The following is a 14,733-nucleotide window of genomic DNA, read 5'->3' as shown; positions in this document are numbered from 1 at the left end:
AAAGCACGAAAGTATGATTGCTCCAGAATCCAATCCGACCTCGTCCGCCGCGGGCGCTCGCCAAGCCCAGATGTTGAAAGTTCGCGTGCTCCGCCAAGACGGCCCCGGGCAGGAGCCCTACTGGCAACTGTTCGACGTGCCTCGCGAGCCGGACATGAACGTGATCAGTGTCCTGCAGCGAATCGCTGCGATCAGCGAAACGGTCGACGGCAAGAAAGTGGCGCCGGTCGCCTGGGATTGCGGCTGCCTGGAAGAGGTATGCGGCTCGTGCACGATGGTCATCAACGGCAAAGTGCGGCAGAGCTGTACGGCGTTGGTCGACAAATTGGTCGAGGACCAGCCCGACGAGATCGTGCTGGAACCGATGCGAAAGTTCCCGGTCATCCGCGACCTGTTGGTCGACCGCGGCCGCCTGTTCCACGCGCTCGAGCGAGTCAAGGGCTGGGTGCCGGTCGACGGCTACTACGACATGGGACCGGGTGAACGGCAATCGCGACAGCAGCAGGAACAGAACTACCCGCTCAGCCAGTGCATGAGCTGTGGGTGCTGTCTGGATGCCTGCCCGCAGTACTTGAAGATCGAACTGGAACAGGAAGACGGCGAGTCGGACGAAGCCTTCGCGGCGCGGCAAGCGGCCGCCTACGACAAGGGGTTCATCGGCGCCCACGCGATCTCGCAGGCGATGCTGTTCAACAACCACCCGGTGGGCAAGACCTTGGCCGACCAGCGGAACGAGGAACTGAGCAGTGCCGGCGGCATCCAGGTCTGCGGCAACGCCCAGAACTGCGTCGCGGTCTGCCCCAAGGAAATCCCCCTGACCCGCTCGATCGCCCGGGCCGGCCGTTCGACCACGCTGTACCAGCTGAAGAAGTTCTTCGAACGCTAGGCGACGATAGAAGCACGGCTGTCCCAGCCGTAGACCGCGCAGCTCTCGGCTGGGACAGCCGAGCTACTCTGGCGACTTCGGCTACCGGGGGGCGTCAAAAACTGGTCTTGCTTGCAAAGGGGGTTTCTTGCGAGGGAATCGCTATGGATCCTCTCGCCGCTCATCAACGTTTCCGCTCGGCTCCGGTCCGCCTCGGGCGGCTCGCTTTGGCCGCGGTCGTGCTGGCCCCGGTGGCGATGCTGTGCGGCGGCTGTGGTCCGTTGCGGTCGACCGAGCGGGTGCTGCGCAGTCTGCCCGAAGTGGTCGCCGACACGCCGCGCCAGAACCGCGACTGGGTACCCCACCAAGCCGTGCTGGCCTACGCCGAAATGGACGCCCGAGGGGCGACGATCCGCAATGTCCGCCACTGCCGCTGGCGGTCGGACAGCGATGCGATCGTCAAGCACAGCGACTGGAAGGTGGCTTGGGACGATGTGCGGGCGGTCGATTTTATCGTCGTCCCGTTTCCCAACACACCGTCGCTGGCCCACACGATGCTCAGCTTCGAACTGGCCGACGGGCGGCACCTGGTCGCTTCGATCGAAGCCCGGCTGCAGCGGGGTGAATCGTTCGGTGCGGTGGCCGGTTCGGTGCGTCAGTTCGAATTGATGTACGTGCTGGGCGACGAAACCGATCTGCTGGGGCTGCGCGCCGAGCATCGCCGGGATGAAGCGATCTATTTGTACCGATCGATCGCCACGCCCGCACAATCCGCCGAACTGTTACGACACGTCCTGCGTAGGACCAATCAACTGGCCGCTCACCCCGAGTTCTACGACTCGCTCGCCAACAACTGCACCACGAACCTGATCGAGCACATCAATCACCTGGCCCCCGAGGCGGTGCCCAGCACGCTCCGGAACCTGCTGCCGGGGCACAGCGATTCGATGGCTTACGACTTGGGTTTGCTGCAAACGGATCTGCCTTTCGCCGAAGCTCGCAAACGTGCTAACGTGTCGATGCGGATCCGGCAACACTTGAACGATCCCGATTTTTCTCGGAAGATACGACAGCCGCACGTCGCCGCGTCCCTGCCTGAATCGGCCATCGCCCTATGAATTCCCGCCGCTTGATCGCCTCGATCGCCCTGTTGGGCTATCTGCTGGGTGGTTGGCTACTGCCAGCGACTCACGATCACGCTGCGCATTCGGGCGACGCTTGCGGACACGTCCACACTGTCGTCGCCACCGCGACACCGGGCAGTGAAGCGTCGGCCGGCAGCGGACAAGACTGCTGCTGTCACGACCAGCACAGCGACTCGGCGGCGACCGGAACCTCAGAACCGGACAAAGTTTCCGGGCGCAAGGTTTCCGGGCACAAGAAACAAGAGCCGGCGTCGTCTTCACCGCACCTCGCTCAGGATCCCGGCCTGGTCGCCGGCGGGCTGTGCGTGCTGTGCCAGCTGTCCACGCGATTGCTCTCGGTCTGTGTGCCTCGCTGCGAAGCGTCTGAGAAAGCCGCTGCGGCGCGTCTGGCACGCCTTCCCGAGCGTCCCGCCGCTCGTTCGCTGCGTCTGTCCGTCGAAGGCCCCCGCGGCCCACCTGCTGGATTGGTCTAGAAGAGTCCTTTCCAATCCATTTTTTTAGCAGGTTTTTTTCAATGCGCTTCGAGCAAACGCGTGCGGCACGGCTGCGCCCTTCTGGTTTTACGTTGGTGGAATTATTGGTCGTGATCGCGATCATCGGTGTCCTGGTCGGTTTACTGCTTCCGGCGGTCCAAGCGGCCCGGGAAGCGGTGCGGCGAATCAGCTGCAAGAATCAGTTGCACCAGATCGTGCTGGCCACCCACAACTACCACGACACATTCAATCGCCTTCCCGCGGGCTGGGAATCGCCCAATCGCAGCGGTGAACCCGGCTGGGGCTGGGCGGCGGCGATCCTCAATCAATTGGAACAGACGCCCGTCCACGACCGCATCGATTTCACGCAGGCCGTCGACGCGCCGGTTCACGTGCCGCTGCGTGACCATGTTCTGGACGTCATGATCTGCCCCACCGACCCTGGCCCGGATCAGTTCCTGCTGGGCGAAGCCGAAGGCGACGGACACGGTCATGGACACGACGACCACGATCACGCTCATGGCGATGAAAACGTCGATGACACGCATGGCATGTACATGGTCGCCAAAAGCAATTACGTGGGCGTGTTCGGCACGTTCGATCTGCACGACGCCCCCTACGCCGGCGACGGCATGTTCTACGGCAACAGCGCCCTGCGGTTTCGCGATGCCATCGACGGAACCAGTTCGACCCTGTTGATCGGCGAGCGGAGCAGTCGGTTGGGCGGGTCGTTGTGGCAGGGCGTGATCCACGAAGCCAACGCGGCCGAAGCGCGCATCGTGGGCGTTGCCGACCATGCGCCCAATGATCCGATCGGTCACTTCGAAGACTTCAGCAGCCAGCATCCGGGCGGCGTCAATTTCGCGCTGCTCGACGGCTCGGTGCGGTTCCTCGCCGACACGGTCGACCTGCGGGTGTTCCAAGCCCTAGCGACGCGCAACAACGGCGAAGTCGTCCAGGCGAGCGACTTTTAAGAGCAAGTCGCCCTTCACCCTCCCTCTGGGCGTTGGTGTCTACACATCTCCTCACCCTCCCCCTGGGAGGGTCGGTCTCTCAGGACCGGGGAGGGTACCAAGGTTAAGCGTGGTACCAAAACAGGGTGGAACCACCCGGAGAAACCCTCCCCGCTGGTTCCTCGCGACATTCCCAGGGGGAGGGTGTTATTCGCGCTAACGTGCTCAAAGCGACCGCAGCGACGCGATCAGGGGCATGCGAATCACGCGGGCCAGCACCACGGTGCCGGCCAGCAGGCCGACGACCAACACCACCGCCATCCAGGCCAAGGGTTCGGCCAAGGGAACGTGGGCACGGCCCAGGTACGCATAGGGGATCACGGCCAACAGAGCCGCGAACACCCCGCAGCCAATCCCCGCCAGCAACAGCGCCGCGTGCTCCATCAGCACGCTCTGCGCCAGCCGAAAGCGCGTGAACCCGATGGCTCGCATCACGGCCAATTCGCCCCGCCGCTCCAGGACGCTGCGCAGCTGGGCGACGGCCAACCCGATCGTTCCCAGCAACAACCCCAGCGCCCCGAGGCTCTGGAAGGTTCGCAGGTACGTGTTCTGCACGGCCAACAAGCGGGCCAGCACTGTCCGGCTGGCCGTGACGTCCATGCCGACGTCGCCCAGTCGATCCTCCATCAACTGCGCAACCGCTTCGGCTCGCTCCGGCGGCGTGCTGATCAGAAAGTACTGCGTGCCGCTGATCTCGGGGAAAGCGTGCTTGAAGTTCTGCTCGCCGATCATCACCATCCCCTGCAGCACCGAATTGGACAGCAACCCGACCACCTCGAAGTGCCGCGTGGTTCCGTCATCAAATTCAAACGCTTGCCGAGCGCCGACGCCGCCGTAGATCTGCAAAGCCCACATCGCGGTGGCTTGATCCAGGACCATCGGCAGGGGGTCGTCGGCCGTACCCCTTGCCGGTCGCTCTAGCGCCCGCCACGGCGATTGCTCCGCCGGCACGTCACCGGTCGCCGCCCACGTAAACGGCGTCAGCCGGTCCGATTCGTACAGCGTCGCCAACCGCTCCGGAACGCCCAGCACGGTCGGCTGCATGGCTTTGTACAAATTATTGCAGCTGGCGTCCTGTCCAAGATTCATCCGCAGCCCCACGGTCGTCGTCCCGCTCAGCTGATCGGCCTGGTCGCCGAACACCTCCTCTTGAACCAGCGGATCGGCCAGCGGTCGAAAGTAGGGCTGGGCGGTCTGTCCGATCAAATCGAATCCGCCCACACCAGCGTCGGTCGGAGACATCTGAAACGCACTCATCGAGAGGATCAGGAAACAGGCCGACGCCATCAAGCCGATCGTCAGCGTGCTGCGCAGCGGATTTCGCCGCGCGTTGCCCACGGCCAGACTCCACAGCGAATCGGTCGTGTTTGCCGCCGACAGGGCCGAGCTGGCAGGACGGCTGCGCACCGTCTGCCGCAGCCGGGCATACATCCACAGCAACGTTGCGACCAGCAGCAGCATCCCGCCGCCGACAAAGGCGCCGGCTTGCCCCTGTCCGCCCAACTGAGTTGCCACGATTCCCAAGATCAAACTGACCCCCACCAAGACCGCGGCAATCGGCTTGAGCCACCGCCGGGGTGCCGGCCCGATGCGGTGCTCCGAAGTCGCTTCGCCGAACTGGCCGGCCAACAGCGACCGAGGCGACGTTTTTCGCAATTGCCGCGTGGTGAAGCGAATCGTCGCCCAAGCCATCGCGATCCCGATCACCAACCCCGCTGGCATGCTCCACCACGAGGCGTGGAACTGCAGAAAGGGCACCGTGACCGCCCCGACCCACCAGGTTCGCAGAGCCCACAGCACCAAGTACGCGTAGCCCATCCCCAGGGCGACGCCGGCCGCCGCCCCGGGGACGGCCGCCCACAATCCTTCCCGCGTGGCCAGCGCGGCCGCCGCCGCGGGCGACCAACCGGTGGCCAACAGCGTGCCGTACTCGGTCGCCCGGGCCACCAGCCCCAGCCGCACCAGCAGGGCGATCAGCATCAACGCCGCGGCGATCACGAACGTGCTGAGCAGCAGAAACAGGACGTCGAAAGGCGTTGTACCGGCCGAGGCGGCCAACTGCTGGGCGGCGATCGGCTGGACGGTGAACCCCAGTTCGCCGCGATACGGCTTCAGTGCCCGTTCGATCTGCGCGGCCAATTCCGCAGTGTCCGCTGCGAGATCGGCGTCGAGACGCAGACTGGTCGTGTCGCCAAAACGGCTGCCGAACAGCTCGCGGCCTGCGGCCAGCGGGATGAATGCCTTGGGCGTCAGCCGATGGTCGTTCCAGTAATCGTCGTCGGGGCCTTGGACCAGACCGTCCTCCAGCTGAAACGGCAGGTTCCAACTGCGGATCGATTCCTGGTCGGTCACACCCGGCACGCGCGGCGTCAGGTCCGGGTCGTTGTACACCGTGGGCGCGGCATCGAAGACGGCCGGCCGGGACCGTCGGTAGGGCCGGCTGGGTTGGGTGATCGGCACGATGTCCGTGACGCGGGCGACGAACCGGCGCGGCACCTCTTGGCCGTCGCGGGTCTCCGGTTCGAAGTAGGTGACCTGAACGCGATCTTCAGGCTCGACCGACAAACGCTCCGCCGCCCAGCTGTTCAGCACCAACGGGATCGGTTCCGCCGCGGCGTCCTGGGGAGCCGCGTCCTGGGGAGCCGGCTCGGCACCCGGTTCCGCTTTCGCCGGTTCCTCTTCTCCCCGGCCATAATCCAAAGGCCCATGATCCATAAGCCCATAATCCAAAGGCAGGTTGGGCAGCGAATCGACCGCGGCCAGCGTGCTGTAGGGCACGACCAATCCGGTCGGCTGGCCTCGAGCGTCCAGCCGCTGGATCTTATTGGCCAAGTACGTCATCACCGGATGCACGCTCTCGTCGCCCAACTCCTCGCGAAGCGCGGTGACGACCCGATCGGGAATCAGCAGCCGGTCGCTGCTGAGGCTGTAGTAATCGATGATGTCCTGGTCTTCGAAGGATTGCTGGATCCGGTTCAGCTGGAGGCCATAATCGGCGAGGCTCGGCCGCATCCGACGCTCCAGTTGCTCCGCCCGCCGCCGTGCCGCCTCCAGCGATCGAGCCTTATCCAGCGATCGGGCCTTGTCGGACTCGGCGATCAGTAACACGTTGGCCTGTCCCGGCCGAGCCAGCACGTCGGTCACCAGCTCGCGCGATAGGTACACGTTCAGCGGTTCGACCTGACTGGGCGAAAGCGCAAAGCGACCCAGCCCGCGAGTGGGGATCACGTCGACGACTTCCATCCGCGGCAATCCCTCGCTCTCCGCTTCGTTGCGTCCCAGGGGGCTGTCCGCCGGCACCGCCTGCGATTTGGGCAGGCGGACCGTCACCGTGTCGCCGACGCCCACACCCAGCTCCGCCGCGGCAGCCGCGTTCAGGACCACGCTGTCCGGCCCGGGCATCACCGCCGGCCGCACGCCGCTGGTATCCAGCTGCCAAAACGAGGGATCGGTGGCCAGGATCTGCACCGATCCCGCGCGGCGCACCACCTGACGTTCGGTCTCTTCGCCATCGTTCGCCGCTGCCGCAGCGCCCGGATCTCGGGCGGATTCTTCCAGCAGGGCGGCTGCAGCGGGCAGCGTGACGGTGGTCTCCAGGACGCCTCGCGAGAAATACACGATCGGCTCGCCCACGCCGGACGCGCCGCCCCGGGCCTGCGGCTGCTCGGCCGCCTTCTCCTGCTCGTCGTGCGGAGCCGAATCGGTCGCAGCGAACAGGTGCTGCGGGTCGAAGAAACCGCCGGGAAAAACCGCGTAATCGATTTTGCCCAGCCGCTGCTGGGACAGCGCGCGCAAGCTGCCCCGCATCGAATCGCCCACCAGCAGGGCGCCGGTGATCACGGCGGTGGCCACCGCCACGCCGGCAGCGATCGAAAGGGCGATCCGCCAGTGGAACTGCACGCTGCGGCGAGCGATCCGAGTGGGCGTCAACACAGATTCGGACACGAGGGGGCAATTCCTGATAGTTAGGAGTGATATCGAATCACCCTCCCCCTGGGAGGGTCGGTCTCTCAGGACCGGGGAGGGCTCTAGTTTGCACGTGGTGTTAAAACGGGGGTGAAGTTACGTTAAACCCTCCCCGCTCGTTCCTCGCGACCCTCCCAGGGGGAGGGTGATCTTGCTCACGCCTTGCGGTGCATGACCGGCTTGCGGCGCCGCGGGTACAGCTCGCGGCACAGCAGGCACTTGGTGCCGTCACACCCGCGAGCCGAACAGTGCTCCCTTCCATAATAGATGATTTGCAGGTGCAGCCGATTCCAGCTGTCCTCGGGAAACAGCCGTTTCAGATCCTCCTCGGTCCGCTTTACGCTGCTGCCATCGGTCAGGCCCCAGCGTTGGGCCAGCCGGTGGATGTGCGTATCGACCGGAAAGGCCGGGTGATCGAAGGCCTGGGCCATGACCACGCTGGCCGTCTTGTGTCCCACGCCCGGCAAGGACTCCAGCCCTTCGAACGTCTCGGGCACACGGCCGTCGAAGCGCTCGAGCAATTGCTTGCTCAACCCATCGAGTGCCCGAGCTTTTTGGGGTGCGAGTCCCAGCGGCCGGATGATCTCCAGGATCGCCTCCACGCCCATGGACGCCATCGATGCGGGCGACCCGCCGACGCGAAACAGGTCGGGGGTGACTTCATTGACCTTTTTATCCGTACACTGGGCGCTCAGCAGGACCGCCACCAACAGGGTGAACGAGTCGGTATGATCCAGCGGGATGGGCGGGTCGGGGTACAGCTCCATCAGCCGCTGTTGGACGTGACGTGCCCTTTCGTGTTTTCTCATGGGAGCCGGTTGAGTGAACGTAGCGAAATTCGAGATCCATTTGTCCGGGCCCGGCGGCGCGGCGCTGCCGGTGGGATTCGAGGACGCCGCGGAGAGACTGACTGGTATCGACCGCGTGGACCTCGAGCCCGACGGGCATTTTCTCTGGATGATCGACGCGCAGGAAGGCCGGCAGTTGGCCGGCATGCTGTACGACGATGGCGACCGTTTGCAATACGTTCATCTGCAGGGCCGCTGCGGCTGGGAGGATTTCCAGCGGTTCCTCGACCACCTCGCCCCGGGACACCGCGATTACCGCGTCACCCAGCTGCCCGGAGGCCGGTTGCAAGGTTTACACACATTCCGCACGGCGATGTGGCCGGAGGTCAGCCAGGGGCCGGCCACGGAGAAATTTTAATCCGCTCGATCCCCCACCGATCTCCGGCCGCTTTATCCGCCCTAATCCCGTTGACCGGGACCGCCGCGGGACCGCCTGTTCGCCGCCCTCATGACGCGGCTCTCAGCGTCGTCGGATCCGCAATTTCAAAGCAATCCCGCGTTTCTCGCTCGCTTTGACCGCCCGCCGGCCGCCCCACGCCGGCCCGGCGAGACGCCTTTCACACCGCCCGCAAACGATGTCCAAAAGGGCGTGTTACTTTCCCCATTTCGGTGTGAATCGCGCGAACAATTCGCCGCCGGATCGTGTCGATTATAATGATTGGCACGGCACTTGCTTTTACCGTTCCTTCGCTGGCCAAGAGGTTGCCGGCAGAGCCTATCGGAGAGGGCTGGAAACGATTCTCCCGTCCAGTGCGGACACATGCATTCGCCTTCAGGAGGAAAACTGATCATGACTACTTCAACCGTCGCAATGTCGAACACCGCTTCTCACAATGAGACTCTGCCGACCGATGCCGAGATCGCTTCCCGCGTCCTGGCCATCCGTTCCAGCTGGGATGTTCGCGAACGCATGCAGCGCCGCCGAATCGCCAACGAGCGCTTCGAAAAACTCCTGGACGTCCTTCAACGCGACAACTACGCCGCGTAAGGGGCGGGGAAGATCCCGTAGCCGAACTCGCCAGACTTTGGGCCGCGTCCCCCTTTCGCGCCAGCTCGCCGAAACCCCGCCGCTGGAGTCTAGGCTTTAGCCGAGCCGGAAGCGCAAAAAACGAAATCGCCGGAAGGCTAGACTCGAACGCATCCAGCTACGGATGCGTCCGGCGACGGAGCTGCCGACGCTCCGAACCGAACGCGAAGCCTGCGAGGAACAATGCGAGGGTGATGATCACTGCGTTGATCGTTAATACGGGCTCGACGCTCCCGAAGCCGACGACCAACATCCCGGCGGTAATCACGCCTTGTCCGACGATTAATACGCCGTAGCTGCGCCAAATGCCGCGGAAGCGGATGATCTCTAACGAGCCTAGCACGATGAACAGGACGCCGTTGGGGGCCAGGATCAAGCCGCCCATGCGATCCTGTCCGCCGGCTTCCAGCAGGATCGCCACAAACCCCCAGTAGGGCACGATTCCAATCAGGCCCAGCAGGATCGCGATCCGGCGCGGGGGCTTGGACGGAGAACGCGTGGCCACTTTGCGCAGCGGAGCGGACGCCTGCGGGGGTTGGTAAGGGTTCGTGGTCATAATGGGTACACTATCGGCATGAATTACTTGACCCATGCCGCCGAGCACTTGGACCGTCCGTACTTTGTAGCAGGTTTGGCGACGCCCGACTGGCTTTCGGTGGTCGATCGGCGGGTACGAGTCCGCAGCGGGGCGGCCGCGGAATTGGCCGACGATCCCGACCCCCGAGTCCGCGATTTGGTCGCCGGCATTATCCGCCACCACGAGGACGACCGCTGGTTTCATCAAACCCGTTGTTTCGTGGAGATGAATCTGCAGTTCGCCGTGGAACTGCGGGACCACCTGCCCGGCGACGATGGTTTTCGGCCCAGTTTTCTCGGGCACATTCTGATCGAACTGCTGCTCGACGCGGACCTGATCGCCGAGGACCGCGGCCGAGCCGACCGCTACTACGCCACGCTCGAACGGGTCGACGGCGCCGTCGTGCAGGCGGCCGTCAATCGGATTGCCGCCCGCCGCACCGAGTTTCTCGAACCCTTCATCCCGCGGTTCATCGACGAGCGTTTCCTGTACGACTATCTGGACAACGACCGTTTGCTGTTCCGGTTGAATCAGGTGATGCGGCGGGTGGGCCTGCCGCGGCTGCCGGCCAGCCTGACCGTCTGGCTGCAAACCGCTCGGCACCGTGTCTCTGAGGCCCGCCAGCGGTTATTATCATCCGCAGCCGAGCCCTCCTAAACGCATGAAGAGGAGTTTTTCGGCTTTTTTGCTTTGCGGCTTTGCGGCCTATCGGCCGTTTTGGTGTTCCCGACGGTTGCTCGACTGCGCCGGGGCGAACGCCCAAACGGCGAATGGTTTCCTGCCCCCTTTCCTCCAGCCAAGCGTTTGCAATGAAATACGGAATGAATCTGTTGCTGTGGTCCGGCGAAGTCACCGAGGACCTCTACCCGACGATCGAGCACTTGAAGGCGGCCGGCTTCGACGGTGTCGAACTGCCGATGTTCAACCTGGACCTCGATTACGCGGCCCTGGGCAAGAAGCTGGACGAGGTCGGCCTGGAGCGGACGGCCGTGACGATCCGCAACCTGGAGGACAACCCGATCTCGCCCGAAGCCTCGGTCCGAGCCAAGGGCGTAGAGCTGAACAAGAAGACACTCGACTGCTGTGCGGCCGCCGGCGTCGAGACCCTGGTCGGTCCCTACCATTCGGCCATCGGCCACTTCTCCGGCGCCGGCCCCAGCGAGGATGAGTGGAAGTGGGGCGTGGAGAGCATGCAGAAGACGGCCGAGTACGCTCAGGAAGTGGGCGTGAAGCTGGGCGTCGAAGCGCTGAACCGCTTCGAATGCTATTTCCTGAATACCCACGCCGATTCGGCCCGTTTCGCTCGCGACGTCGACAATCCGGCTTGCGGCATCATGTACGACACCTTCCACTCGAACATCGAAGAGAAGGACATTGCCGCGGCGGTCCGCGCCGGCGGCGACAAATTGTTTCACATCCACATCAGCGAGAACGACCGCAGCACGCCGGGCGAAGGCCTGATCCGCTGGGAAGAGAACTTCGACGCCATCGTCGGCTGCGGCTACGACGGTTGGCTGGTGATCGAAGCCTTCGGCCTGGCCCTGCCGGAGATCGCCGCGGCGACGAAAATCTGGCGGCGGATGTACAAGGACGAGATGACGCTGGCCACCGAAGGGCTGCGCTTCATGCGGGACCAGATCGCCAAACGCACCACCTAAGCCATTGCTTTTCCGGCGCTGCCCTGGGTACGCTGGTAGGTCCCACTCTGCCTACTCATCTACTGCTTGCGTTTCATTGAGTGACTCCGCCGCCGCTTCGACTGCTCGACAACGCGATTGGGCAGACCGTCTTGCCGATCGCTATCGCGTCGCATTCGACGCGACGCTGGTCGACTGGTTTAACGGCCGGCAGTGGCAGGGGCAGGGCAGCGGCGAGTTCTGCGAACCGTGCTCTCCGGCGTCCTTGCTGGAACCCTGTCCGGCGGCGATCTGGCCGGGGATGATGCCGCCGGATGTCCTGCCGGTGCTGGGAAATCGCTACGGCGATTGGTTGTGTCTGCGGCTGGGCGCCGACGACCGCGTCGCCGAAATCCTGCACTGGTACCACGGCGGCGGCGATTGGATCCCCTGGGGCCGCACGCTGGCCGAAGCGATCGCCTTCCAGCAGATTCGCGATCGTCTGTCCGGCCCCGAGTACCGGCACAGCGACCCGGCCGAAATCGTCCGCCGCTCGGCAGCCGACGACCCGCTGTTTGCCTGGGCCCGCCAGCACCTGCCCGCCATGGTGACCACCCGCATCGATGAACTGGATGCGGCGGCCAGCGGCAGCGATGCGAAAGCGAGTTTGGACGCCTTGTTGGCCACCGACGTCGCGGTCGTTCCCCTGCATGCCGAAGCGATCCTGCGCGCGCTCGAGACGCCGCTTCGCAATGCAAACCGAACCCTGCTGGCAGGCCTGCCGGTCGACTGGGAAACCGAGGCCCGGCTGTGGCGGTTCGATGCCGACCTGATTCCCGAGTCACAACGCGAGGCCGTGGCGGGGCTGCTGGACCTTCCCGCCGAAGCGCTGAATCGCCAGGACTGGGACCGCGCCGAGCGACTGGCCCGGCGCGTCGCGGCGATGCGCTGCGACCTGGCCTGGGCGGGATCGATCGTGGGCTGGGCTGAGGAGCGACGCGGCGATCGCGCGGCCGCGGCGGCAGCCTACTGCCGCGTGCTGCCGGCCTCGGCCTTCGCCGATCAAAGCGTGCGTTTTCGGATCCACGGTCACGAACAGGACAAGTTTGCCGGCGAACGACTGGAAAGCCTGCTGGCCGCCGAACCAAACTTGCTGGACCACGATCAAGCCGCCTGCCACCACCGCGATTACTGGCAGTGCTGGTCGAAGAGCTCGCCGGCGGAGCGTCCGGCTGCCGTCGCCGCCTACTGGGCTGGGCAAGCCGACCAGGCCGCGGCCGAGGGCGACTGGCCGGCGGCCTACCATGCCCTGGTGGCGCAGGGCTGGGACCTGGGCCTGCCGTCGCTGGTCGATTACGTGCCGCTGCTGCAGCAAATCGTCGCCGCGGCCCAGCACGCCGGCTACGCCGCTCGGGCCGCCGTCGCCACGACCCACCTGCAGTGCCTCCAGCAACGCTTTCCCGGCTGAAGCCTGCCCGGCTGAAGCTTTCCCAGCTGAAGCTTTCCCAGCTGAAGCCTGCCCGCACGCTGTCACTCTCACCCTGTCACTCTTGCCCCCGTGATCTGCTATGTCACCGATCGCCAACGTCATCATCGATTCCGCGAACATTTCGATGTTCTATATCGAACGGCTGCTCCGCGGCGTCTCCTCCGATCAATTTGCCCGTCTGGCCCCCGGCGCCGACGGCCGTGTGCATTCGAACCATCCCGCCTTTATCGTCGGACACCTGGGTCTGTACGCCCCGCGTATCCTCAGCGACCTGGGCCACAGCGACCCGGCCCTCGAGCCCAGCGAGGAGTTGGTCCGCCTGTTCGACAAGGACGCCGTCTGCCAGGACGATCCCGACGGCACGATCTACCCCGCGATGGAAACGATCACCGAGCGTTTCTTCAGCGGTTATCAAGCGGCTTTGGAAGCGGTGCGGCAGGTGGAGGATGCGGCCTACGCGGTGGAGAATCCGAACGAAGCGATGCGCGAGCGCTTCACCACCATGGCCTCGATGCATAACTTTTATCTGGGTGGACACATGATGATCCACATGGGCCAGTTGAGCGCGTGGCGGCGTATGATGGGCATGCCGCCGGCGTAACCCTCCAGCGACGGGGATCACCGCGGCGAGAATAATTCGCCGGTTTCTCGGTAACACCTGGACCGCGAGCACGCTTTTCATCTTGTGGCATCGGTTGCGATGCTGCTTTGTCCCGTTCGCTTGACAGGTGAAAACGATGCTTCCCTCCGCTCCCGCACCCCTGCGATGGGTCTTGGTCACCGGCCTGCTGGTCTCGCTGCGCAGCATGCCGCCGGTCCAGGCCGGCGACGACTTGTTCTCGACCGTTTCCATCGACACGCCCTTCGCCGGCGAAGCCGAACCGGCGCCGCGGTCTTCGGCGATTCCCAGCCCGCCCGAAGGCAGCCGCATCAGCGGCGCGTCGTCCTTGGAAACGGCCCTGCGAGCAGCCGGCTTCGAAACCAAATCGCTGGACACCCGCGTCGTGGCGACGGAGATCAAACGGGGCAAGTGGACGATTCCGGTGCGCGTGACCGTGTTCATCGACGAGGACCAACTGGAGTTCTCGCTGTTGCTGAAAACGCTGGGCAAGAACCTGCCGGAAACGCAGGTCCCGGTCGACAAGGTACTGGAACTGATGGCGGCCAACCGCAACTTCGCCCCCGCCTTCTTCGCTTACGACGCCAGCATCAAACGCATCGAACTGCGGCGACGAACCGACAACCGCAGCGTGACGCCGGAGCGGCTGCGCCGCTGGCTCGAGGAGCTGGCCGAGATCGCCGTCGAAAAAGAACCGGCTTGGAACCTGTCGCACAAGGCGAAGCCGAGCGGGACGCAGAAGCCTTCGCCCAACAGCGATTCCAAGACGCCCTCCGGCGGCGCGGTCACCACCGGATTCCTCCGCGGCGTCTGGGCGGCCGACCGTGGCAAGAACGAAGCCATCGCGTTGCAGTTTGACACGTCAAACAAATTCGCTCTGGCGATTGCCAAAGGAGATCAGACCAGTCGTTCGCAGGGCACGTTCACGCTGCAGGGCCAAACGCTGCAGCTCAACGGCGACGACGGCACGCAGCTGAGCGGTACGATTCGCCGCCGCGACGCCCAAGGGTTCGACCTCCAGCTGCCCGGCAGCAACCAAGCGCTCGCGTTCACCAAGGCCGCCACCCAATCCGCCGCCGGGCGCTAGCCCACGGT

Annotated in this window: 14 protein-coding genes; 11 read left to right on the top strand and 3 right to left on the bottom strand. The window is 64.7% G+C overall.

Annotation, left to right across the window (positions count from 1 at the left end; genetic code table 11):
• The first annotated feature begins 13 nt into the window (after nucleotides 1-13).
• The 4 genes from sdhB to GE027_RS19950 all read left to right on the top strand — a co-directional run bounded on the left by sdhB (nucleotide 14) and on the right by GE027_RS19950 (nucleotide 3,457).
• A complete protein-coding gene (gene sdhB, locus GE027_RS19965) occupies nucleotides 14-886 on the top strand; it encodes a succinate dehydrogenase iron-sulfur subunit (RefSeq protein WP_153558995.1) in 873 nt (290 codons plus the stop codon).
• 143 nt (nucleotides 887-1,029) lie between these two features.
• Complete coding sequence (locus GE027_RS19960; RefSeq protein WP_153558994.1) at nucleotides 1,030-1,983, top strand: Lnb N-terminal periplasmic domain-containing protein; 954 nt, start codon at nucleotides 1,030-1,032, stop codon at nucleotides 1,981-1,983.
• Nucleotides 1,980-2,483, top strand: coding sequence for a hypothetical protein (locus GE027_RS19955; RefSeq protein ID WP_153558993.1), 504 nt, complete (start codon nucleotides 1,980-1,982; stop codon nucleotides 2,481-2,483). Before GE027_RS19960 ends, GE027_RS19955 begins: the two co-directional genes overlap by 4 nt.
• Nucleotides 2,484-2,524: 41 nt before the next feature.
• On the top strand, nucleotides 2,525-3,457 hold the full coding sequence (locus tag GE027_RS19950; RefSeq protein ID WP_153558992.1) for a DUF1559 domain-containing protein: 933 nt from the start codon (nucleotides 2,525-2,527) through the stop codon (nucleotides 3,455-3,457).
• Between the two features lie 204 nt (nucleotides 3,458-3,661).
• Here the strand turns inward: GE027_RS19950 and GE027_RS19945 are convergent, their stop codons facing one another.
• Together GE027_RS19945 and nth are read right to left on the bottom strand one after the other, a co-directional pair.
• Nucleotides 3,662-7,441: an FtsX-like permease family protein gene (locus GE027_RS19945; RefSeq protein ID WP_237607685.1), complete on the bottom strand. Its 3,780-nt coding sequence runs from the start codon at nucleotides 7,439-7,441 to the stop codon at nucleotides 3,662-3,664.
• 176 nt (nucleotides 7,442-7,617) lie between these two features.
• Nucleotides 7,618-8,271, bottom strand: a complete 654-nt coding sequence (gene nth, locus GE027_RS19940; protein ID WP_153558991.1) for an endonuclease III — start codon at nucleotides 8,269-8,271, stop codon at nucleotides 7,618-7,620.
• 13 nt (nucleotides 8,272-8,284) lie between these two features.
• On the opposite strand from nth, the gene GE027_RS19935 reads away from it, so the two are divergent.
• Nucleotides 8,285-8,668 (top strand): hypothetical protein, encoded by a 384-nt coding sequence (locus GE027_RS19935; protein WP_153558990.1) that lies wholly within the window; start codon nucleotides 8,285-8,287, stop codon nucleotides 8,666-8,668.
• Nucleotides 8,669-9,100: 432 nt separating this feature from the next.
• Complete coding sequence (locus GE027_RS19930) at nucleotides 9,101-9,298, top strand: hypothetical protein (RefSeq protein WP_153558989.1); 198 nt, start codon at nucleotides 9,101-9,103, stop codon at nucleotides 9,296-9,298.
• Nucleotides 9,299-9,455: 157 nt separating this feature from the next.
• On the opposite strand, the gene GE027_RS19925 is transcribed toward GE027_RS19930, so the two are convergent.
• On the bottom strand, nucleotides 9,456-9,893 hold the full coding sequence (locus GE027_RS19925) for a hypothetical protein (RefSeq protein ID WP_153558988.1): 438 nt from the start codon (nucleotides 9,891-9,893) through the stop codon (nucleotides 9,456-9,458).
• 18 nt (nucleotides 9,894-9,911) lie between these two features.
• On the opposite strand from GE027_RS19925, the gene GE027_RS19920 reads away from it, so the two are divergent.
• The 5 genes from GE027_RS19920 to GE027_RS19900 all read left to right on the top strand — a co-directional run bounded on the left by GE027_RS19920 (nucleotide 9,912) and on the right by GE027_RS19900 (nucleotide 14,725).
• Nucleotides 9,912-10,571, top strand: coding sequence for a hypothetical protein (locus GE027_RS19920; protein WP_153558987.1), 660 nt, complete (start codon nucleotides 9,912-9,914; stop codon nucleotides 10,569-10,571).
• Nucleotides 10,572-10,723: 152 nt separating this feature from the next.
• On the top strand, nucleotides 10,724-11,572 hold the full coding sequence (locus GE027_RS19915; protein ID WP_153558986.1) for a sugar phosphate isomerase/epimerase family protein: 849 nt from the start codon (nucleotides 10,724-10,726) through the stop codon (nucleotides 11,570-11,572).
• Nucleotides 11,573-11,648: 76 nt separating this feature from the next.
• Entirely contained in the window at nucleotides 11,649-12,998 is a 1,350-nt protein-coding gene (locus GE027_RS19910) for an SMI1/KNR4 family protein (protein WP_153558985.1), read from the top strand.
• Nucleotides 12,999-13,098: 100 nt separating this feature from the next.
• Complete coding sequence (locus GE027_RS19905; RefSeq protein ID WP_153558984.1) at nucleotides 13,099-13,620, top strand: DinB family protein; 522 nt, start codon at nucleotides 13,099-13,101, stop codon at nucleotides 13,618-13,620.
• Between the two features lie 136 nt (nucleotides 13,621-13,756).
• Nucleotides 13,757-14,725: a type III secretion system chaperone gene (locus tag GE027_RS19900; protein WP_153558983.1), complete on the top strand. Its 969-nt coding sequence runs from the start codon at nucleotides 13,757-13,759 to the stop codon at nucleotides 14,723-14,725.
• The last annotated feature ends 8 nt before the right edge of the window (nucleotides 14,726-14,733 follow it).

The organism is Roseimaritima sediminicola (assembly GCF_009618275.1).
Lineage (GTDB): Bacteria > Planctomycetota > Planctomycetia > Pirellulales > Pirellulaceae > Roseimaritima > Roseimaritima sediminicola.
Note: the sequence above shows the minus strand (reverse complement) of the source record. Positions and strands in the feature narration are given on the sequence as shown.